The 20,381-nt window shown below is 73.2% G+C and carries 14 protein-coding genes and 1 tRNA gene; 9 read left to right on the forward strand and 6 right to left on the reverse strand.

The genetic code is table 11. The annotated features are described in order from the left end of the window. Nucleotides 1-173: 173 nt before the first annotated feature. Nucleotides 174-256, reverse strand: a tRNA-Leu gene (locus AB1460_RS26180). A 158-nt stretch (nt 257-414) separates the two neighbouring features. Here AB1460_RS26180 and AB1460_RS26185 point away from each other — a divergent pair. The 7 genes from AB1460_RS26185 to pknB are packed head-to-tail and all read left to right on the forward strand — an operon-like array spanning nt 415 to nt 10,424. Next, a complete protein-coding gene (locus tag AB1460_RS26185) occupies nt 415-1,809 on the forward strand; it encodes an FhaA domain-containing protein (RefSeq protein WP_368964769.1) in 1,395 nt (464 codons plus the stop codon). Nucleotides 1,810-1,811: 2 nt separating this feature from the next. Next, nucleotides 1,812-2,357, forward strand: a complete 546-nt coding sequence (locus AB1460_RS26190) for an FHA domain-containing protein FhaB/FipA (protein ID WP_368964770.1) — start codon at nt 1,812-1,814, stop codon at nt 2,355-2,357. Further along, nucleotides 2,354-3,760 carry a PP2C family protein-serine/threonine phosphatase gene (locus AB1460_RS26195; protein WP_368964771.1) on the forward strand — a complete coding sequence of 469 codons (1,407 nt, stop codon included), beginning with the start codon at nt 2,354-2,356 and terminating at the stop codon, nt 3,758-3,760. Before AB1460_RS26190 ends, AB1460_RS26195 begins: the two co-directional genes overlap by 4 nt. 13 nt (nt 3,761-3,773) lie before the next feature. Beyond that, entirely contained in the window at nt 3,774-5,255 is a 1,482-nt protein-coding gene (locus tag AB1460_RS26200; protein ID WP_368964772.1) for an FtsW/RodA/SpoVE family cell cycle protein, read from the forward strand. Next, entirely contained in the window at nt 5,252-6,700 is a 1,449-nt protein-coding gene (locus AB1460_RS26205; protein WP_368964773.1) for a peptidoglycan D,D-transpeptidase FtsI family protein, read from the forward strand. Before AB1460_RS26200 ends, AB1460_RS26205 begins: the two co-directional genes overlap by 4 nt. After that, the gene (locus AB1460_RS26210) at nt 6,697-8,349 is read left to right on the forward strand and encodes a serine/threonine-protein kinase (RefSeq protein ID WP_368964774.1); all 1,653 of its coding nucleotides are present in this window, start codon (nt 6,697-6,699) and stop codon (nt 8,347-8,349) included. The genes AB1460_RS26205 and AB1460_RS26210 overlap by 4 nt, the downstream gene beginning before the upstream one ends. Further along, nucleotides 8,346-10,424, forward strand: coding sequence for a Stk1 family PASTA domain-containing Ser/Thr kinase (gene pknB / locus AB1460_RS26215; RefSeq protein ID WP_368964775.1), 2,079 nt, complete (start codon nt 8,346-8,348; stop codon nt 10,422-10,424). The genes AB1460_RS26210 and pknB overlap by 4 nt, the downstream gene beginning before the upstream one ends. 96 nt (nt 10,425-10,520) lie before the next feature. On the opposite strand, the gene AB1460_RS26220 is transcribed toward pknB, so the two are convergent. Together AB1460_RS26220 and AB1460_RS26225 are read right to left on the reverse strand one after the other, a co-directional pair. Then, nucleotides 10,521-11,171 (reverse strand): aminodeoxychorismate/anthranilate synthase component II, encoded by a 651-nt coding sequence (locus AB1460_RS26220; RefSeq protein WP_368964776.1) that lies wholly within the window; start codon nt 11,169-11,171, stop codon nt 10,521-10,523. Between the two features lie 68 nt (nt 11,172-11,239). Next, nucleotides 11,240-12,127 (reverse strand): DUF881 domain-containing protein, encoded by an 888-nt coding sequence (locus tag AB1460_RS26225; protein WP_368964777.1) that lies wholly within the window; start codon nt 12,125-12,127, stop codon nt 11,240-11,242. 279 nt (nt 12,128-12,406) lie between these two features. On the opposite strand from AB1460_RS26225, the gene AB1460_RS26230 reads away from it, so the two are divergent. Beyond that, nucleotides 12,407-12,673 (forward strand): cell division protein CrgA, encoded by a 267-nt coding sequence (locus AB1460_RS26230; RefSeq protein ID WP_368964778.1) that lies wholly within the window; start codon nt 12,407-12,409, stop codon nt 12,671-12,673. A 186-nt stretch (nt 12,674-12,859) separates the two neighbouring features. Here the strand turns inward: AB1460_RS26230 and AB1460_RS26235 are convergent, their stop codons facing one another. From AB1460_RS26235 to AB1460_RS26245, 3 genes are all read right to left on the reverse strand, one after another. Then, nucleotides 12,860-14,836: a glycoside hydrolase family 15 protein gene (locus AB1460_RS26235; RefSeq protein WP_420497367.1), complete on the reverse strand. Its 1,977-nt coding sequence runs from the start codon at nt 14,834-14,836 to the stop codon at nt 12,860-12,862. Nucleotides 14,837-14,986: 150 nt separating this feature from the next. After that, on the reverse strand, nt 14,987-15,859 hold the full coding sequence (locus AB1460_RS26240; RefSeq protein ID WP_368964780.1) for a PIG-L deacetylase family protein: 873 nt from the start codon (nt 15,857-15,859) through the stop codon (nt 14,987-14,989). Further along, nucleotides 15,856-17,070, reverse strand: a complete 1,215-nt coding sequence (locus AB1460_RS26245) for a class I SAM-dependent methyltransferase (protein WP_368964781.1) — start codon at nt 17,068-17,070, stop codon at nt 15,856-15,858. The genes AB1460_RS26240 and AB1460_RS26245 overlap by 4 nt, the downstream gene beginning before the upstream one ends. A gap of 181 nt (nt 17,071-17,251) precedes the next feature. Here AB1460_RS26245 and AB1460_RS26250 point away from each other — a divergent pair, with 181 nt between their 5' ends. Next, a complete protein-coding gene (locus tag AB1460_RS26250; protein ID WP_368964782.1) occupies nt 17,252-20,380 on the forward strand; it encodes an AfsR/SARP family transcriptional regulator in 3,129 nt (1,042 codons plus the stop codon). Nucleotide 20,381: the final 1 nt, after the last annotated feature.

The following is a 20,381-nucleotide window of genomic DNA, read 5'->3' on the forward strand; positions in this document are numbered from 1 at the left end:
GCTAAGCCCAAGCCCCGCGAGCCCCACCCCCCCGGCGAGTCTTGCGAGCTCGAGGCCCCCAAGGGTCCGGGGGTCCGGGGGTCAGATCCGGGGGGTTCGGGGGCAGCCCCCCCGAAAAAAATTGCGGCCCGCCGCGAAGCAGACAAAGTCTGCGAACACGACGGGCCGACTCGTGGGCGAGGGGGGAGTTGAACCCCCACGTCCGTTAAGACACACGGACCTGAACCGTGCGCGTCTGCCATTCCGCCACTCGCCCGAGTGGGACTATCAGCTTGCGTGGCACACGCTACCACGCCGGAGATGTACTCAGGCGCCACCCCCCGCCGGGCGGGTGGCCATGTCAAGCTGCCGAGCCGTGGGACGGACCCGTCGGTGGGCATACGATCTCACAGACCGGGAGAAGGGAGGTCGGGCATGGGCGTGCTCCAGCGCTTCGAGCGGCGCCTTGGCGGCCTCGTCGAGGGCGCGTTCGCGAAGGTGTTCAAGGGCGGGGTCGAACCCGTCGAGATCGCCAGCGCACTTGCTCGGGAGACCGACGATCGGCGCGCGAACAGCTCGAACCGGGTCCTGGTCCCGAACGAGTTCGCCGTCGAGCTCGCCGGCGGCGACTTCGCCCGGCTGGCCCCGTACTCCCGCGAGCTCTGCGACGAACTGGCGGAGATGGTCCGCGAGCACGCGGCCGAGCAGCGGTACACCTTCGTCGGCCCGGTGACGGTCCGCCTCGCGGAGGCCGCCGATCTCGATATCGGGGTCTTCCGGATCCGCAGCAGTGTCGCGTCGGCCGATGCGGCGGTGGTCGGCGGCCGTCGGGCGCGTCCGCGGTCGGCGGCGCCGGGCACTCCCCATCTCCTGATCACGACCCGGGCTCCGGGCGGATCCGGCGGCGCGGAGCGGGAGTACCCGCTGGACGCCGAGATCATCGTGATCGGCCGCAGCGTCGAATGCGACATCCGGCTCAACGACACCGGCGTGTCGCGGCGGCACGGCGAGATCCGCCGCCTGCCGGACGGGCAGTTCCTCTACGTGGATGCCGGCTCGACCAACGGCAGCCTGGTGAACGGCCGTGCGGCGACCCAGGTGAAGCTGATGAACGGCGATCGTATCGAGCTCGGCACGGCGGTGGTCGAGTTCCGCCGGGAGGATGCGCGCGCCGGTGCCACGGGCCCGCGCGGCCCGCGCACCCCGCCGCCGGCCGCGCGGTCGTCGGTTCCGCCGGGCCGCCCGGCGGATCAGCGGACCCCGCCGCCTTTCGACCCGCACCAGCCGACCTCCCCTGGCCGGCGCCCCGTGACGCCGGCGCCCGGGCGCGGGGATCGCGGGAACGACTACCGGGAAGGGCCGTCCCCTCGGTTCCGCGACGAGCCCGGCCCGCCCGACGGGTGGGGCCCGGGCCGCCGTGAGGAGAACTTCCGCGGCGGCCCAGCGCCCCGCTACCGCGACGATCCCGGCCCCGGTCCCGGCCTCCGACCTGGTCCGGGAGCGGGACCCGGACCCGGACCAGGGCCGGGCGAGTACCGGGAGGGCCCGTCCGCCCGGTTCCGCGACGACGGCCCGCCGGCCCGCGACCGGCGGCCGGCCGGTCCTCCGCCACCACTGCGCGGGCCGGGACGCGGCGAGCGGGAACGCCCCTCCCCCGGCCGGGAACCGCATCGGGATCCGCGGCGCGACGGCGGGCGCGGCTTCCGCGGGGAGCCGGCCCGGGCCGACGACGGGCTGGAGGCGCTGGAACCACTCGACGAGCCGGACCCGTACGGCTCCGGCCGGGCCGGCGGGCGTCACGGTGACGACAACCGCCGCAGGGACTGGTAGCCGTGGATCCCACCGAGCCCAGCGAGCTCGTCCTCCTGCTGGTCAAGATCGGCTTTCTGGCGTTGCTCTGGGGGTTCGTTCTGGTGGCGGTGCGGGCTGTCCGGCTGGACATGTTCGGCCCGACCCAGCGCCAGAAACGGCGGCAGCCGGTGGTGGCGAGGGCGCCGTCCCCGGCCCCGTCGCCGAACGCGCGGCCGGAGCGGGTCCGCTCGCCGCGCCAGAACCCACGGCCGGTCCCACCGCCAGCCGCGGATCAGACACCGACCCGACTCGTGGTCACAAAGGGACACCTTGCAGGCACAACAATCCCACTGGGCCCCGAGGTAATCACCATCGGACGGGCACCGGACTCGACTCTGGTCCTTGAGGATGACTTCGCGTCCGGACGGCATGCGAGACTCGTTCCTCACGACGGACAGTGGTTCGTCGAGGACCTCGGCTCGACCAATGGCACATTCCTCAACCGCACGAAGGTGACGAGTCCCATGCCGGTACCTCTCGGCGCGCCGGTCAGGATCGGGAAGACCGTCCTGGAGCTGCACCGGTGAGCCTCAGGCTTCACTTCGCCGTCCGCTCGGATGTCGGGCATGTCCGAGAGGGGAACGAGGACTCCGCCTATGCGGGCGTTCGCCTGCTCGCGGTGGCCGACGGTATGGGCGGCCATGCCGCCGGGGAGGTCGCCAGTTCGACCGTGATCTCCCGGCTGGCCGAACTCGACGAGAACCTCGCGCCCGCCGACCTGCTCACCGAACTGTCCGAGGCGATCCGGGACGCGAACCGCCAGCTGCGTGACATGGCCCTGGAGAACAGCTCCCTCGACGGGATGGGCACGACGGTCACGGCGATGCTGTCCTCCGGGGAGCACCTGGGGCTGCTGCATGTCGGCGACTCCCGTGCCTACCTGCTGCGGGACGGCGAGCTGGCCCAGATCACCCACGACCACACCCTCGTCCAGGATCTGGTCGACCAGGGCCGGATCACCCCGGAGCAGGCGAACACCCATCCGCAGCGGTCGCTGCTGATGCGGGCGCTCGACGGCCGGGAGGTCGACCCGGACCTGTCGATGCGCCACGCCGTCGTGGGTGACCGCTACCTGCTGTGCACCGACGGGCTGTCCGGGGTGGTGAGCGAGGAGACCATCCTGGAGGCGCTGCTGCTCGACCAGCCGCAGGACGCCGTCGACCGACTGGTCGAGCTGGCGCTCAAGGGCGGCGGGCCGGACAACATCACCGTGGTCGTGGCCGACGTGCTTGAGGACGGTCAGGACGACGACGCGCCGCTGGTGGCCGGCGCGGCCGCGGAGAAGCGTGTCGTCCCGCATGCGGCGGCGGCCCGCTCCGGCCCGAATCCACGGAACGCGGACTCGGAGTCGGCGGCTGCCAAGGCGGCCCGCATCGGCCGCACCGGGTTCTACCGCCGCGGGTCCCACGAGCCGGGGGACGACCCCGACGAGGATCCCGAACGAGCCCCTGCACGCGGTGGGGGGCGGCGGCGCCTGTTCGTCTCGACCATGGTGCTGGTACTGGTCGTCGCGGGTGCGACGGTGGGCTGGACCTGGGTGCGGGGCCAGTACTACGTCGGTGTGGACGACGAGAAGGTCGCGGTCTTCCAGGGCCTGAAGGGGAGCATCGCCGGGGTCTCCCTGTCGACAGTGCGCTCCCGCCACCAGCCGTTGAGCGAGGTGGCCGAACCCCAGCGCGACCGGCTGCGCGACGGCATCCGCGCCGACGACCTGGCCGACGCCAACCTGATCATCTCGGAGCTGGAGCGGCCGGACGACTCCGACGACATCGCGGACTCCGAGCCCGCGGTCACGCCCTCACCGGCTGTCGTGCCGGACGCGAAAACCTCCGGGTCCGAGACCTCGCCCCCGGTAGCGGGCCTGTGCCCGACCGTGAGCCCCGTCCCCGTGCCGAACTGCCCTCCGCCGGCCGTGCCCCCCTCCCCGTGAGCACGATCGCCTGATGACTCTCCCCCCACTCCGCAGGCCCAGATCGGCTGACCTCACCGCGACCTTCGCCGGCTTCCCGCTGCCGAGTGGGCTCGAACTCCCGCCGTACCGCCGCCGTGAGCTGCTCCTGCTCACCTACGCCGGCGTCCTGGCCACCGCGGCGTTAGCCGCGCTGACGCTCGCCCACGACGGGGCGATCGGCTTCCAGGTCTTCACCTACGGTCTCGGTTTCTTCTCCCTGTGGGCGCTGGGGCACCTCGCTGTCCGCCGGTTCGCGCCCGCCGCGGACCCCGTGCTGCTGCCGGTGGTGGCGGCGCTCAACGGGCTCGGCCTGGTGATGATCTACCGGTTGGACCTGGCGAAGGCCGACGCGGCCCGCCGTGCCGGTCGGGCGATACCGACCGGCGCCGCGCAGACACAGCTGGTGTGGACGCTGCTCGCGATCGCCGTCTTCGTCCTCGTGCTGGCGGTCGTGCGCGACCACCGCAGCCTCGCGCGCTACGCCTACACGGCCGGGCTCGCCGGGCTGGTGTTCCTGGTCCTGCCGATCGCGCCCGGCATCGGCGCCACCATCAACGGCGCCCGGCTGTGGCTGCAGGTCGGGCCGTTCTCGTTCCAGCCCAGCGAGGTCTCGAAGATCATCCTTATGATCTTCTTCGCCGCCTACCTGGTGAACAAGCGGGACGTCCTCTCGGTGGCCTCGCGGTCGTTCCTTGGCATGAAGATCCCGCGCGCCCGTGACCTGGGGCCCGTCCTGGTGGCCTGGCTGGCCAGCCTCGGCGTGCTGGTGGTCCAGAAGGACCTCGGGTCGTCGCTGCTGTTCTTCGGGATGTTCCTGGTGATCCTCTATGTGGCCACCCAGCGGGCATCCTGGGTGGCCATCGGGCTCGCGCTGTTCATGCTCGGCGCCGTCGTGGCACACAGCCTGTTCGGCCACGTGCAGATCCGGGTCGACGGCTGGCTGCACGCCTTCGACGGGGACAACCCGTCCGGCACCTCGTTCCAGCTGGTTCAAGGCCTGTACGGCTTCGCGGCGGGCGGGATCACCGGCACCGGGATCGGCCAGGGCAGCCCGCAGCGGGTGCCGTTCGCGAACACCGACTTCGTCATGGCCAGCCTGGGCGAGGAGCTCGGGCTGACCGGCGTGATGGCGATCCTGCTGCTGTACGCCCTCGTCGCTGCCCGCGGCATCCGGGCCGCGCTCGGTGCCAAGGACCCGTTCGGCAAGCTGCTGGCCACCGGACTCTCCGCGACCCTGGCGCTGCAGGTGTTCGTCCAGGTCGGCGGCGTGATGCGGCTGATTCCGCTGACAGGGCTGACGCTGCCGTTCGTCTCGTACGGCGGGTCGTCCATCGTCGCCAACGCCGCGATCATCGCGCTGCTGCTGCGGATCAGCGACGCCGCTCGGCGCCTGGACGAACCTGTGCCGGATGCGCCCCTGTTCGACCCGAGCGCGGTCTCCGAAAGCCCCACCCAGGTGGTGAAGACCACGTGAACACCCCGGTTCGCAAGGTCGCCCTCGCCTGCATGGTGCTGTTCGCCGCGCTGTTGGTGAACGCCAACTGGATCCAGGTCGGCCAGGTCGACCGGCTCAAGACCGAGCCGACCAACGCACGCCAGATCACCGAGCGCCTCGAGCGGCAGCGCGGTGGGATCATCTCCGGCGACACCCAGCTCGCGATCTCCGTCCCGGTCGACGACGAGTACAAGTTCCAGCGCCAGTACCCGGCCGGCCAGCTCTATGCCAATGTGACCGGCTACTACACCCTTTTCACCGCGGCGGGTCTCGAACGCTCCGAGGACGTGTTCCTGTCGGGGGACGACGACCGCCTTCTCGCCAGCCGGGTGACCGATCTGTTCACCGGTGAGGAGCGGCGCGGGGGCACCGTCGTGACCACGATCGTGCCCCGCATCCAGCAGGTGGCGGCCGAGGCGCTCGGGGACCGCACCGGTGCCGTCGTCGCGCTCGACCCGGCCACCGGAGCGATCCTCGCGATGGTCACAAGCCCGACCTACGACCCGAACACCCTGGCCACGCATGACGAGTCAGCGGCGACCGAGGCCTACCAGGCGCTGGCCGGCGCCGAGAGCCAGCCGCTGCTGAACCGCCCGGCGCAGCAGACCTATCCGCCCGGCTCGACGTTCAAGCTGATCACCGCGGCGGCCGCGCTGGCCGCCGGGTACGAGCCGGAGACCCGGGTCCCCGCGCCCGACGAGCTCACACTCCCGCAGAGCACCACAGTGCTACCCAACTTCGGAGGGGAAACCTGTGGGGACGGCAGGACGGATACTCTGATCCACGCACTGACCATCTCCTGCAACACCGCATTCGCCGAGCTGGGAATAGAGCTGGGAGGCGACGTTCTGCGGAACCAGGCGGAGGCTTTCGGCTTCGACTCGACGATCGAGGACTTCCCGCTCCAGCAGGCCCGCAGCATCTTCCCGGACGGCCTCGACGGAGCTCAGACGGCGCAGTCGGCAATCGGCCAGTTCAACGTCCGGGCGACCCCCTTGCAGATGGCGGAGGTGGCCGCGGCGATCGGCAACGGGGGTGTCCGGATGAAGCCCTATCTCGTCTCCGAGCTACAGGGCCCGGATCTCAAACGGCTCAGCCGCACCGAGCCGGCCGAACTCGGCCGGCCCGTCACTCCCGAGGTCGCGGCCAAGCTCACGACGATGATGCAGAGCGTCGTGAGCTCGGGCAGCGGCCGCAGGGCCCAGATCTCCGGCGTGGACGTCGCAGGGAAGACCGGCACCGCCGAGCACGGGGCCGGCGAGGCGCCGCACGCCTGGTTCGTAGGTTTCGCCCCGGCCAGTTCTCCGCGGGTGGCTGTTGCTGTGATCGTCGAGGACGGAGGCGGCGAGCTCGGAACCGGCGGCGCTGTCGCAGCGCCCGTTGCCCAGAAAGTCATGCAGGCCGCATTGGACACGCAACGATGAGCACATCTGCCAACAGCCCGTCGCAGCCGTTCGCCGGCGCGGCCTCCCCCAACACCGTGCTCGACAACCGCTACCGCCTCGACGGCCGGATCGCGACCGGTGGCATGGGCGAGGTCTGGCGCGGGCTCGACCAGACGCTCGGCCGTCCCGTCGCGGTGAAGCTGCTGCGCCCCGAGTACGCCAGCGACGAGTCGTTCCTCGTCCGTTTCCGCGGTGAGGCCCGGCACGCCGCCCGGCTGTCGCACCCCGGCGTCGCCTCTGTCTACGACTACGGCGAGGTCTCCACCGCCGACGACTACCCGACCGCCTACCTGGTGATGGAGCTGGTGGAGGGCGAGCCGCTCTCCGCCGTGCTGCACCGGGAGAAGCGGCTCACCCCCGACCGGATGCTCGACATCCTCGGGCAGGCCGCCGACGCGCTGCAGGCCGCGCACGCGCTCGGCGTCGTCCACCGGGACGTGAAGCCGGGCAACCTGCTGCTCCGCCACGACGGGGCGGTCAAGGTCACCGACTTCGGGATCGCCCGGGCGGTGGACGCGGCCCCGCTCACCGCGACCGGCATCATGATGGGGACGGCCTACTACGTGTCGCCGGAGCAGGCCTCGGGCCGCCCGGTGACACCGGCGAGTGACGTCTACTCCCTCGGCGTCGTCGCCTACGAGTGCCTGGCCGGGCGGCGCCCGTTCGACGACCGCAACCCGATCGTCGTCGTGATGGCGCACCAGCAGGACAACCCCCCGCCGCTGCCGTCCGACATCCCGTACCAGGTCAGGGCACTCGTCGAGTCCGCCATGGCGAAGGACGCCGGGCGTCGGCCGGGGTCGGCGGGCGCGTTCGCCCGGTCGGCGGCCAGCATCCGGCGCGCGCTGTGGAACGCCGAGGCCGGGCGGTGGAACGGCGCGGACGCCACCGCCCGCCATCCCGCGCCGTCGGCGCCACCGAGCTTCGGGCCGGGGAACTCCCGGGCCCCGAGCCTCCCCCGGACACCGTCGTGGAACCGGCCGAGCGGCCCTTCCTGGCAGCAGCCGGGCGGCGCGGATCCGGCGGCCGGCGGCGGCGCCGGCGCAGGCCAGGGCATGCCCGCCACCGTGCTGCAGCCGTCGCCCGGAGCCGGCCCCGGTCCCGGCAGGCCGGGTGGCCAGGCGGGGCCCTCCGGGCCCGGCCGGTCGGGGCCGGGTTCCGCCGGCCCGCCGGGATCGCGCGGCGGCACCGGGCGCCTGTACAGCCCCGGCGAGTTCGCCGACTACGAGGCCAACTACCAGGGCAACAACGACTTCGGGCCGCGGGGCCAAAGCGGCCACGGTGACCCGGCCGGCACTCTTTACCAGCCGTCCCAGCCCAGCTGGTCGGACGAGCCCGGCGACGCGGCGGGCGGGCGCCCGGGCCGCCGCCGGCCCGTCCCGGCGAGCGGCGGACGGCGCCGGCTGCCGATGCCTGTTCTCATCGCGCTGCTGATCCTCACCGTGCTGGTGGTCGCTGTGATCACCCGTACGTTCGCGGAGAGGGGAGGTTCCGAGAACAACAGCGCAGCCCCAGCAAGTGTGCTGCATCTCACACCCGTGATAGAAAAGATCGTCGGCGCGGGCGGCGAAGCGACTGGCACCGTGGTGGCCGGCGCGAGACAGCCGACGACGGGTGACAATCTGTGACCGATGTAACGGAGAGATACGACGCTCAGCCGAGGCTCGTCGGCGAGCGGTACGAGCTCGGCGGATGCATCGGCTACGGCGGCATGGCCGAGGTCTACCGGGGCCGCGACATCCGGCTGGGCCGCGAGGTCGCCGTGAAGACGCTGCGCGCCGACCTGGCGCGCGACCCGACCTTCCTCGCCCGGTTCCGCCGCGAGGCGCAGTCCTCGGCGTCGCTGAACCATCCCGCGATCGTCTCGGTGTACGACACCGGCGAGGACGTCATCAACGGGACGCAGCTCCCGTACATCGTCATGGAGTTCGTCGAGGGCCAGACCCTGCGGGACGTCATCCAGACCCGGGGCCCCCTCGACGAGCGGTACGCGATGCAGGTCACCGCGGAGGTCTGCGCCGCGCTGGACTACAGCCACCGGATGGGCATCATCCACCGCGACATCAAGCCCGCGAACGTCATGGTCGGGGCGGACGACGCGGCGAAGGTGATGGACTTCGGCATCGCCCGCGCGACGACAGCGACGTCGTCCACGATGACCGCCACCTCCGCGGTGATCGGCACGGCCCAGTACCTCTCCCCGGAGCAGGCCCGCGGCGCGCGGGTCGACTCCCGCAGCGACGTCTACTCCACCGGCGTGCTGCTCTACGAGCTGCTGACCGGCGAGCCGCCGTTCCGCGGCGACAACCCGGTCGCCGTCGCCTACCAGCACGTCCGCGAGATCCCGCCGCCGCCGTCGAGCCACGATCCGCGGATCTCCCCCGCGGCCGACGCCATCGTGCTCAAGGCCATGGAGAAGGAGCCGGACGACCGCTACGCGACCGCCGGCGAGATGCGCGACGACCTCGAGCGCGCGCTGAGCGGCCAGCGGGTGCACGCGATGATGATGGGCGGCGCCGACGAGACGATGCTCGGCGCGGGAAGCACGGCGACGGCCGGCACCGCGCTGCTCGGTCGCTCCGGCGGCGGCTACGACAACCGCTACGACGAGGGCTACGGCGACCGCGGCGGCTACGACGACGACGGCTACAACGACCGCACGCAGATCCGGGGTGACTCCTACGACCGCTTCGAGCGGACCGGCCCGGTCAACCGCTACGACGACGACGGCCGCTACGACGAGCCCGGGCGCTTCGACGAGCCCGGCCGCGGCCGGCCGGACGGCGACCGCGACGGCTCACCCATCCTCAAGTTCGTGCTCGCCGGCCTCGGGGCCGTCCTGGTCTTCGTCGTGGTGGCGCTGTTCGCCACGTCCCTGCTCGGCGGCGGCGACGACGGCGGCGAGGACACGGCCAGCGCGCAGATCACGATCCCGAGCGACCTCCTCGGCAAGCCGTACGACGACGTGATCAAGGCGCTGAGGGACGAGGACTGGACGGGCGTACCGGACAAGAAGGACGAGCAGAACGACCAGGTCGCCCCGGACACCGTGCTGAGGATGATGCCGGCCCCGGGCGCGCCGATCGACCCCGACGAGACCGTGACCATCACCGTCGCGATCGCGAAGGGCCAGCAGACGGTTCCGTCGACGCTCGTCGGCATGACCGAACAGGCCGCGACGGAGGCGTTGCGCGCCGCCGGTCTGGAGGCGGTGGCGGTGCAGTACTACGACGCCGCCCAGCAGGGGGTGGGCGAGGTCGAGAAGAGCGAGCCCGCGCCCGGCGCCCTCGTCAACGCCGGGGCGACCGTCACGATCTCAGTGGTGAACCAGCAGGTCAACGTGCCGGACGTACGGGGCAGGTCTGCGGAGGCGGCCGTCGCCGAACTACGCAGGTTCGGGCTCGAGGTCGCCCAGCAGGCTTCCCAGGACGCTTCCCGCCCGCCCGGCACCGTCGCCGACCAGAGCCCGAACGGCAACAGTGTCGCCCGCGGTTCCACGGTGACGATCTTCGTCGTACCGCAGGCCACCCAGCAGACGCCGACCTCACCGCCCGCCACCGGGGGTACCGGGGAGCCCGAGGAGACACCTCCGCCGGAGGAGACACCGACCGTCCCGCCGACAACGCCGCCGGCGACGACTCCGCCGGCGACGACGTCACCGCCCACGGCCGGCGGGCCGCCGGGCAGCAGCGGGCCGGGTTAGACAGCACTGGGCCGGGTCGGCACGGTGACCTCCGGCCCTGACCCGGCCCTGACCCGGCCCTGACCAGCCGGGGCCAGTCAGGTCAGAGGTCAGGGGTCAGGCGAAGGCCGCCAGCCGCAGCGTCTCGACCTCCGCCGCGAGGGCGGGGGCGAGGCGGCTGGCGGCCCCGCCGTCGCCGCAGGTCTCCAGCCAGCGGGCGAGCATCAGGTGCCCGCCCTGGGTCAGCACCGACTCGGGGTGGAACTGGACGCCTTCCAGCGGCAGCTCGCGGTGGCGCATCGCCATCACCACCCCGCTCTCGGTGCGGGCCGTCACCTCGATCTCGGCGGGCAGCGTGGACTCCTGGACCGCCAGCGAGTGGTAGCGCGTCGCGACGAACGGCGACGGCAGGTCGGCGAGCACCCCGGCGCCGGAGTGGTGAACCACCGACGTCTTGCCGTGCAGCAGCTCCGGCGCCCGGTCGACCGTCGCGCCGTAGGCGACGCCGAGGGCCTGATGCCCCAGGCACACCCCGAACAGCGGCAGCCGGCGGTCGGCGCAGGAGCGCACCATCGGGATGCTGACTCCGGCCGCCTCGGGCGTGCCCGGCCCCGGGGAGAGGAGCACGCCGTCGACACCGAGACCGCCGACGTCCGCCGGGTCGATCTCGTCGTTGCGCCGCACCAGGCACTCGGTCTCCAGCTGGCCGAGGTACTGGACCAGGTTGAACACGAACGAGTCGTAGTTGTCGACGACCAGGATCCGCATCAGGCCTCCCCGGGGCACGGCACCGGGCGCGGCGCGCCCACGGGTACGGCTTCCATCCTGCCGCACGCTCAGCCCGTGCCCGGCCCGGTGCCGGTGAGCGGATCCCCACTGTGCGCGGGCAGGAGCAGGTCGGGGTCTGCCACGACGCGGTACCCGAGGCCGTAGGCCGCCACGTAGTCCCGGTACAGCTGCACCCCGGGATCGCCGTCCAGCGCGCCCCGCAGCGCGGTCTGGTCACCGATCGCGCTGATCCGGAAGGGGGGTGAGTAGACCCGGCCCTCGAGCAGCAGCGTGTTGCCGACGCAGCGGACCGCCGTCCGGGGGGTGACCCGGTGGTTCATGATGGCCATGGCCTCGGCGCCACCCGCCCACAGCGCGTTCACCACCGCCTGGACGTCCTGCTGGTGCACGACGAGATCGTTCGGGCCCGGCGAGCGGATGCCGGCGGGCAACGGCCGGCCCCGGGTCTCCCGCGCCGCGTCGTCCAGCTCGACGGTCACCGCCGGGCCGCGGACGGCGGTGAGGCCGACCTGGGCGGCGAGCTCGGCGCGCCGCAGCCGCGGATCGTCCGGAGCCGGCGCCGGTGCCGGCGGCGATGCCTCGGGCGCGGGCGGCGCAGGTGTCGGCGGCGCAGGTGTCGGTACCGCGGACGCGGAGGGGGCCGGCCGGGCGGGGGATGTCGCCCCGCCCGGTCCCAGTGCCGCCCGCTCGCTGCGGACCCGCTCCGTCTCGGCGCTCAGCCGCCGGCGGTCCTCGGCGACGAAGCCGGCGACGCTCGCGACACCCGACCCGCCGGCACGGCCTGCCGCGGGTGTGGTCGCGACCGCACCGCAGAGGAGGGCGACCAGCACGGCGGACATCGCGGCCGCGGCCAGCCGCCAGGCACCCGGCCAGCTGGCACGCTGATGCGTCCGGTGGTCAGTGATGTCGTCCGTGGCGCCTCGGGCCCTTCCCATGTCGCGCCGTCCTCCGGCGGGCGGCTGTCGCGGTCGGCCACTGTCCGCAGCCGTGGTTGCCACCGCCGCAGGCTACGCCGCAGACCACAGTCCGCATACGGCCGGCTCCGGTCGGCGTGCCGGGTACACGCCCCGACGCGGGGACACCGGGACACCTCAGTCGGCGCCCATACAGCTTCCAGAGGGTCACCCTGTCTACCCTGGTGACGAACGTCGCGATGACGCCGGCCCGGCACCCCGGCCGGCGCACCGTGCGAGCCTGGTCACGAGGAGCCCCCAGTGCCCGAATCCCGACGCCGGAAGTCGAAGAAGCCGGCGGCGACCGCCCCCCAGGGCAGCACCCGCACGCCGAAGCGCAAGCCACCGTCGCCGCCCTGGTTCGGGGCGATGATCCTGGCGTTCTTCCTGATCGGCATTGCCTATCTGCTCGTCTACTACTTCTCCGACGGCGGTGTGCTCGGGATGGAGGGCCTCGGCGGCTGGAACATCCTGGTCGGTTTCGGGTTCGTGGTCGTCGGGCTGGCCGTGTCGACCCAGTGGCGCTGAGCGGCCCAGCTGGCGCTGAGCGGCCCGGTGGCGCCGTGGTGACTTCCACCGATGTCATTCATCCACAACCGTTGTCCACAATGTGGATATCCGGCATACGGAACCCTTATGCCCAACGTGCCGACGCTGTTCACGACAGGGCCGACCCAACGGGCCCCGGTGCGTTATGCCGGGGCCCGTTGCCGATCAGCCGGCGTAGGAGGGCCGGGGGTGGGAGTCGCCGCCCTCGGCCCCGATGACGTACATCACCGCGTTGATCAGGGCCAGGTGGGTGAAGGCCTGTGGGAAGTTGCCCAGGTGGCGGCCGTCCGCCGGGTCGATCTCCTCGGCGTAGAGGTCCAGCGGGCTGGCCAGGCTCAGCAGCCGCTCGCACAGCTGCCGGGCCCGGGTGACCTCCCCGATCTCCACGAGCGCCGACACCAGCCAGAACGAGCAGATGAGGAAGGCGCCCTCCTCGCCCTCGGCACCGTCATCGGTCTCGTCGGTCCGGTAGCGCAGGACAAGACCGTCCACGGTCAGCTCGTCGGCGACGGCGAGCACGGTGGCCTTCACCCGGTCGTCGGTCGGGGGCAGGAAGCCCAGCAGCGGCATCAGCAGCACCGAGGCGTCCAGCGCGGTCGACCCGTAGTACTGGGTGAACACGCCGCGGTGGTCGACTCCGTTGGCCAGCACGTCCGCGTGGATCTCCTGCGCGATGCCGCGCCACCGCTCGGCCGTGGTGTAGTCACCCCGCATCTGCGCCAGCTGCCGGCCGCGGTCGAGCGCCACCCAGCAGAGCATCTTGGACGCCGTGAAGTGCTGGGGTTTGCCGCGAACCTCCCACATCCCCCGGTCGGGCTCCCGCCAGTGCGTCGCCGCGGCCTCGACGAGCCGGACGAGCACCGTCCACAGCCGTTCGGACAGGTAGTCCCGCGAGCGGGTGTGCAGGTAGACCGAGTCGAGGATGACGCCCCACACGTCGTGCTGGCGCTGCTCCGCCGCGGCGTTGCCGACCCGGACGGGGGTGGCGCCGTCGTAGCCGGACAGGTGCCCGAGGATCTCCTCGTCGATCCGCGGCTCGCCGCCGACCCGGTACATCACCTGGATGTCGTCGGCGTGCTCGGCGACGTCCGCGATGAACGAGAAGAAGTCGTCCGCCTCGTAGTCCAGGCCGAGGGTGTAGAGGCCCCACAGGGCGAACGTCGAGTCGCGGATCCAGCTGTACCGGTAGTCCCAGTTGCGCTCGCCGTGCGGGGTCTCCGGCAGGGACGTCGTCGCGGCGGCGAGCAGCGCGCCGGTCGGTGCGTAGGTCAGGCCCTTCAGCGCGAGGGCGCTGCGCTGGAGGTGCCGGCGCCACGGGTGGTCCGGGAACCTCCCACGGGACAGCCACTGCCGCCAGAACTCGGTGGTGCTCTCGACCGCCGCGCAGGCCTGGCGGTAGTCGGCGGGCAGCAGCGGGTCCTCCGCCCGCCAGGTCAGCGCGACGAACGCGGTGTCGCCCTCCCGCAGGGTCGTCCGGGCCAGGGCCCGGCGGCCGTCGAAACCGAGCCGCAGGTCGGTGCGCAGCCGCAGCGAGACACCCGAGGACGGATCGCCGTCCGGGCCGGCGTCCGGCCCGGCGTGACTGATCACTCCGGTGGAGTAGTCGTCGCCTTCGTAGCACCACGACTCGGGGCTGCGCCCGTAGTCGAAGTTCGGCTCACAGACGAGGCTCAGGTCGACGTCGCCGTGCTCGCACCGGGCAAGCCGCAGCAGCACGTGGTCGGCGTCCCAGTCACCGGGGGTGCGCCGGTGCGTCTTGGAGCGCCGGTGGGTGCGGTGCCACCGGCCGACGACCAGACAGTCCGTGACGATCAGCCACCCGGTGGGTGTCTGCCAGGTGGTCTCCAGGACGTTGGTCCCCGGCAGGTACCGGCGGCCGGCCGGAATGAACGTCCGGTCCGGGCCGAAGCGGAACCCGCCGGCTGACCGGTCCAGCACCGCCCCGAACACACTCGGCGCGTCGGGGCGGGGCACGCACATCCACTCGACGTTCCCGCTTGGCGCGACCAGGCAGTTCGTCTCGCAGTCGGAGAGGAACCCGTACTCGGCGATCGGCGGGAACGGGCTCCCCCCGCCACGTCGCGTCGGTGTGTGCGCCACTGTTCCCCCTCCACCCGCGCCGCGGTGCCGCGGCGCCGTCACCCGCGACCGGCCGCCCCCTCCCCGCGGATCGGACCACCGGATCGCTACTTTGAGTAAAAGTAAGAACGCGAATGGTAGCCACACCCGGAGGGTGCGCAAGCCACCCGGCCGCGCCGTCAGCAAGCCGACACCGGCTGGCGGGGCGCGGGGTCAGCCGGGCGGGCGGGGGGTCCGGTAGTCGACGAACGCCTCCTCGGCAGCCCACGCCGCGTAGCGGTCCGGACCCAGCGCGGCCAGCGCGCCCGCTGTCTGCGAGGAATGCGCCCGCAGCGCAGCGATCTTGCGTTCCAGCAGGGCCCCGGTGGGCCGCAGCCGGGCCGCGAGCGCCTCCTCCGCCACGACCGGGCTGTCCTCCTCACCCGCGTCGGCGCCCTCGTTCATCCGCACGCCAAGGATCTCCTCCACGTCCCGGCTCTCCGCGGCACGGTCGGCGGTCGCCGCCGCGTACAGCAGGCGGGCGCCGGCCGGGGCCGCCTGCTCGAACGCGGCCGTCGCCCAGGCCGAGACGGCACGGTGGTCCGGGTGGCCGGTGAAACCGTCCGGCCCGAAGGTCACGACAGCGGCCGGGCTGACGGCGCGGATGACCTCCGCGATCCGATGTACCGGTCCGGCCGGTGGGATCTCGGCGCAGCCGCCGTCGGGCAGGCCGAGCAGAACCTGCTCGCGGACCCCGAGGACGTCCAGCGCCTCTGCCAGTTCGGCCACCCGCAGCCGGCCGAGCGTCGTTCCCGGCGGTGAGCCGGGCGGGACCGGCCCGCCCCGCTCGCCGCGCGTGGCCGTCAGGCAGACGACCCTGGCCCCGAGCCCCGCGGCCACCGCCATCAGCGCTCCGGACAGGTAGGTCTCGTCGTCCGGATGCGCCCAGATTCCGAGCAGTGGCCCCGGCGGGTGCGGCGCCGCGGTCGCCACACCGGCGCGGCGACCGCCGAGAAGGTCGAGAACCAACGCTCCGGCCAGCCCGGTCGGCTCGGCCAGCCCAGCCAGCCCGGTCGGCCCGGTCGGCCCGGTCGGCCCGCGGCTCATCTCCGGGCCTCGATGACGATGTTGACCATCGTCTCCGCGGCCACCCGGACGGAGCCGAAACCACCGGCCCGGAGGACCTCGGCGATCCGCGCCGGTCCGGCCATGCCGCCCAGGGCGTCCCGGCCAGGCGCATCGGCGTGAGCGGCGTGAGCGGCGTGAGCGGCGTGAGCGGCGTGAGCGGCGTGAGCGGCGTGAGCGGCGTCGGTACCCGGCTCGGGCTGCGAGAGTGCGTCGGGCAGGCAGACGAGGGTCGACGCCGCGTAGAAGCTCTGCCCGACGACGTCGGTGTTGTCCTCGACCCTGTCCGCCGCGCGCGGCTCCACCAGCATCAGCGTGCCGCCGGGGGCGAGCGCCCGGTAGCACGCCGCGGCGGCGGCCACCGCGTCCCGAACGTGGTGGAAGGAGTCGAAGAAGCAGATGAGGCTGTAACCGCCGCCGATGTCGCCGGTCACCGGCGCCACCGCGAACGTCGTCCAGTCGGCGACCCCGGCCCGGTGGGCGGCCGTCCGCGCGGCGTGCACCGACTGCGGGTGCGGGTCGACGCCGTGGAAGGTGGACGACGGGAAGGCCTCGGCCATGAGCAGGGTCGACGAGCCGTGGCCGCAGCCGACGTCGAGCACCTTCACGCCGGAGCGCAGCCGGCCGACGATCCCGTCCAGCGCGGGGAGCCACTCACTGACCAGGCTGGCCCGGTAGAGCGGACCGAAGTAACGGTGGACGCCGCTGTACAGCCGCGGATCGTGGCTTCCCCACTCGATGCCACCGCCGGTGCGGAACGTGTCGACCAGCCTGTCCGCGGCGGCGTAGAAGCCCATGATCGACTCGTAGCCGCCGGCCGAGGCAGCGGGCGAGTTCGGGTCCGCGAGCACCGCGGCCCATTCGGCCGGCAGGTGGAACTGCTCGGTCGTCGGGTCGTAGCGCAGGTTGCCGGCCGCGTACTGGGACGCGAGCCACTCCCGCAGGTAGCGCTCCACCAGGCCGGTCCGCGCCGCGAGCTCCCCACTGGTGACGGGTCCCGCGGCCGCGAGGGCCGCCCACAGGCCCAGTCTGTCGCCGAGCCACCCGAGGGCGCCCACCGTGGCGGTCGCCTGGTCCTGGGCGATCTTGAAGGCGAACCGCTCGACCTCCGCCAGGTCGAAGCCTCCCTGAGTCAGAGTCGTGTCGTCCGCCGTCGTGCCGTCCGCTGTGGTCTCGATGGTCTCGATGGTCATGGCCGCCTCCTGCTGCCCGGCGGGCTCCGGAGGGTGTCGCACACCCGTCCGGGATGAGCCCGGTGATGAACACCTCCGAGGTTGCGTGAGCCGGCTTGAATGGGAGCTGCACGCCAGATGCACGCGGTTGCACGGCTCTTCCGCCGACAGGGAGGGGTCGGCCGGGAGGGGAAATGCACAGATGACCGGCGGCACCATCCCCGACGACCGTTCCGCCCCGCGGGCGGATGTGGAGGTCGACATCCTCGGCCCGATGCGGCTGCGCGTCGACGGGTCGGAGGTCGCCGTTCCCGGCGCCCGGCGGCGGGCCCTGCTGGCCACGCTGGCACTGGCTCAGGCGAGGGTCGTCGGAGTCGGCGCGCTCACCGAGGCCGTCTGGGGCACGGATCCGCCCACCTCCGCGGGCCCGACACTGCACAGCCACCTCTCGCGAATCAGAGGCCACCTCGGGGCACGGGCCGACCACCTCCTCCGGGACGGCGGCGGTTATCGGCTCGTGCTCGCCGGGAACAGCCTCGACGCCGCCCGGGTGGAGGCGTCCGCGGCGCGGGCCCGCGCGCTGCGCCCGACCGATCCGGCGGCCGCGGCCGGCCAGCTGCGGCTGGCCCTCGGCCTGTGGCGGGGTGACGCCCTGGCGGAGTTCGGCGAGGGCGGCCCGCTCGGTGCCGAGGCCGTCCGGCTGGCCCGGCTGCGCCAGACGCTCACCGATGAGCTCCTGGATGCCCGCCTCGGCTGCGAACCCGCGGCGGTCGTGATCGGGGACGCCGTGCACGCAGCGGCTGCCGACCCGTTGCGGGAGGCCGCGCACGTGCTGCTCATCCGTGCCCTGGCACTGGACGGGCGGGCCCCCGAAGCACTCTCCACCGCCCGCGACTTCCGCCGCCGGCTCGCCGACGAGACGGGTCTGGCCGCGTCGGCGGCGCTGGCCGACCTCGAACGCGCGGTGGCCCGCGGCGAGCTCGTCCGTGGCACCCCACCACCCGTCCGGGCTGCTGCCGCGGCACCGCCTTCACAACCCGCGGAGCGGGGCACGCCCGGCGACCGAGACCCGCGGGACCCGCGGAGCCCGCAGGACCCGCGGAGCCCGCGAGTCCGCCTGCCCCGCTCCCCCACACCACTGCTGGGACGCGCCGACGAACTGGACCGACTCGCCGAGCTGCTGCGCGCCGACCGGTGCGTGACCATCGTCGGGCCCGGCGGCGTGGGCAAGACGCGCCTCATGCTGGACCTTGTGCACCGTGCCGCTCCGCTGTGGCCGGACGGGGCGACCCTGGTCGAGCTGGCACCCGTACGGGACGAGGCGACGGTGCCCTTCGTTCTCGCCCAGGCGCTGGAGGTCAGCACCCGAGGTGACCTGCTGCACGCCGTGATCGACTTCCTGTCGACCCGCCGGCAGATCCTGGTGATCGACAACTGCGAGCACCTGCTGGACGCCGCCCGCGCCCTGGTGGTCGAACTGCTCCGCTGGGTGCCGCACCTCGCGGTGCTGACCACGAGCCGGGCCCCGCTGGGCGCGGCCGGCGAGTGGGTGTTCCGCCTCGGGCCGCTCGCGCTGCCCGCGCCGGGCACCGACCCGGCCGACGCCGCCGACGCCGCCGCCGTCCGGTTGTTCCTCGACCGCGCGCGGCAGGCCCGCGGCGGCACCGAGCTGAGCCGCGCGGCCGTCGGCGACGCGGTGGAGATCTGCCGCGGGCTGGACGGCCTGCCGCTGGCGATCGAGCTGGCAGCGAGCCGGCTGACGGTGCTGCACCCGACCGACCTGCGCGCCCGGATGGACACCGGGCTCGATCTCGGCCGGGGTGGCGGAGGGCCCGCCGACGACCATCGCCACCAGACCCTGCGGGGCACGATCGCCTGGTCCTACCGCCTGCTCGACGCCGGCGCGCAGCGGCTTTTCCGCCATCTGGCCGCGGTCCCAGGTGTCTTCGAGCTGTCGGTCGCCGAGTTCGTCGCCACGGCGATCGCCGACGACGATCCGGTGGCCGCACTGGGCGCCCTCGTCGACACCTCAATGGTGGAGACGGTCCCGTCACCGGTCGACCCCGGCGGCGGCACTGCGTTCCGGATGTTGGACAGCATCCGGGCATACGGGACGGAGGCGGCGCGCGCGGCCGGTGAGCTCGAGGCCGCCCAGGATCTGGTCGCCGCCTGGTCCTGCGCGTTCAGCCGGGCCGCGGCGGCGGGCCTGACCGGTGGGGACGCGCCGTGGTGGGGCCGGCGCATCCTCGCCGCGCTGCCCGTGCTGCGAGCCGGCCGCGAACGGCTGCTGGAGCGCGGTGACGTGGCGGCGGCGGTACGGATCTGCGTCGACATCGAGGAGTACGCGATCTGGCACGACAACGCCGAGCTGTGGGCCTGGACGCTGGACAGCACCGAGCTTCCCGGAGTCGCCGACCTGCCGGACGCGGCGCAGCTTCTCGCCGCCGCCAGCCACGCGGCGTGGCGGTCGGGCAGCCTGGCGCAGGCCGTCGACCTCGCCCGGCGCTCGCTCGCCTGTGCCGAGGACGAGATCGGGGTCAGTGTCGCCCAGTACGCGCTGGGCACCGTCGCGCTCTTCACGGGCGACTACGACGCCTCCGTCGAGAACCTCACCGCCTGCGCCGAGGTCGACTCGTACCGCATCCCGAACCAGCTGGCCGTCGCGGCACTGGCGGCAGCCTATGGCGGCCGGGACGCGCTGGCCGACCAGCTGATCACCCGCGCCGACCGGTTCATGGCCGGCACCACCATGGCGGTCACCCGGGCGTTCGTCCCCTACGTCCAGGCGGAGATCCACACGCACAGCAACCCCGCCCTGGCCCGTTGGCACGCCGAGCGCGCCCTGCGCGAGGCCCGTTCCAGCGCCATCACCTTCATCGTGGGGATCACGCTGGTCACGCTGGCCTCGTCCGCGGCGCGCACCGGCGACCTGGCCACCGCGGCCGCCTGCTACCCGGAGGTGATCCAGCAGTGGCTGCGGACCGGAAGCTGGCCGCAGCAGTGGACCACCCTGCGTAACACGGCCGACCTGCTCGCCAGGCTGGGTCGGGAGGAGGAAGCGTTGCTGATACTGATCGCGGCGGAGGCGGACCCCGACGCCCCCGCGGTGGTGGGAGTCGACGCGGAGCAGCTCGCGGGCCTGGTCACGAGTCTGGACGCCCATCTCGGCGACGCGGCGGCGAGCCGGATCCGGCAGGACGCGCTCCGGTTGGGTCGGGTGGAGGTGGTGGAACGGGCGCTGGCCGCCGTCGCCGCCCTTCGCGCCGCGACCCCGGATCCCGCGGATGCCCCGGATCCCGCGGATGCCGCAGGCGCGGCGGCGAGGATCTGAC

Origin of the sequence: Parafrankia sp. FMc2, from assembly GCF_041008525.1 — a bacterium.
Taxonomy (GTDB): Bacteria; Actinomycetota; Actinomycetes; order Frankiales; family Frankiaceae; genus Parafrankia.

Bases quoted from the DNA above. Each gene is read 5' to 3' on its own strand.
- AB1460_RS26185 (WP_368964769.1), top strand. From the start codon at position 415: ATGGGCGTGCTCCAGCGCTTCGAGCGGCGCCTTGGCGGCCTCGTCGAG.
- AB1460_RS26200 (WP_368964772.1), top strand. From the start codon at position 3,774: ATGACTCTCCCCCCACTCCGCAGGCCCAGATCGGCTGACCTCACCGCG.
- AB1460_RS26210 (WP_368964774.1), top strand. From the start codon at position 6,697: ATGAGCACATCTGCCAACAGCCCGTCGCAGCCGTTCGCCGGCGCGGCC.
- AB1460_RS26220 (WP_368964776.1), bottom strand. From the start codon at position 11,171: ATGCGGATCCTGGTCGTCGACAACTACGACTCGTTCGTGTTCAACCTG.
- AB1460_RS26225 (WP_368964777.1), bottom strand. From the start codon at position 12,127: ATGGGAAGGGCCCGAGGCGCCACGGACGACATCACTGACCACCGGACG.
- AB1460_RS26240 (WP_368964780.1), bottom strand. From the start codon at position 15,859: ATGAGCCGCGGGCCGACCGGGCCGACCGGGCCGACCGGGCTGGCTGGG.
- AB1460_RS26245 (WP_368964781.1), bottom strand. From the start codon at position 17,070: ATGACCATCGAGACCATCGAGACCACAGCGGACGGCACGACGGCGGAC.
- AB1460_RS26250 (WP_368964782.1), top strand. From the start codon at position 17,252: ATGACCGGCGGCACCATCCCCGACGACCGTTCCGCCCCGCGGGCGGAT.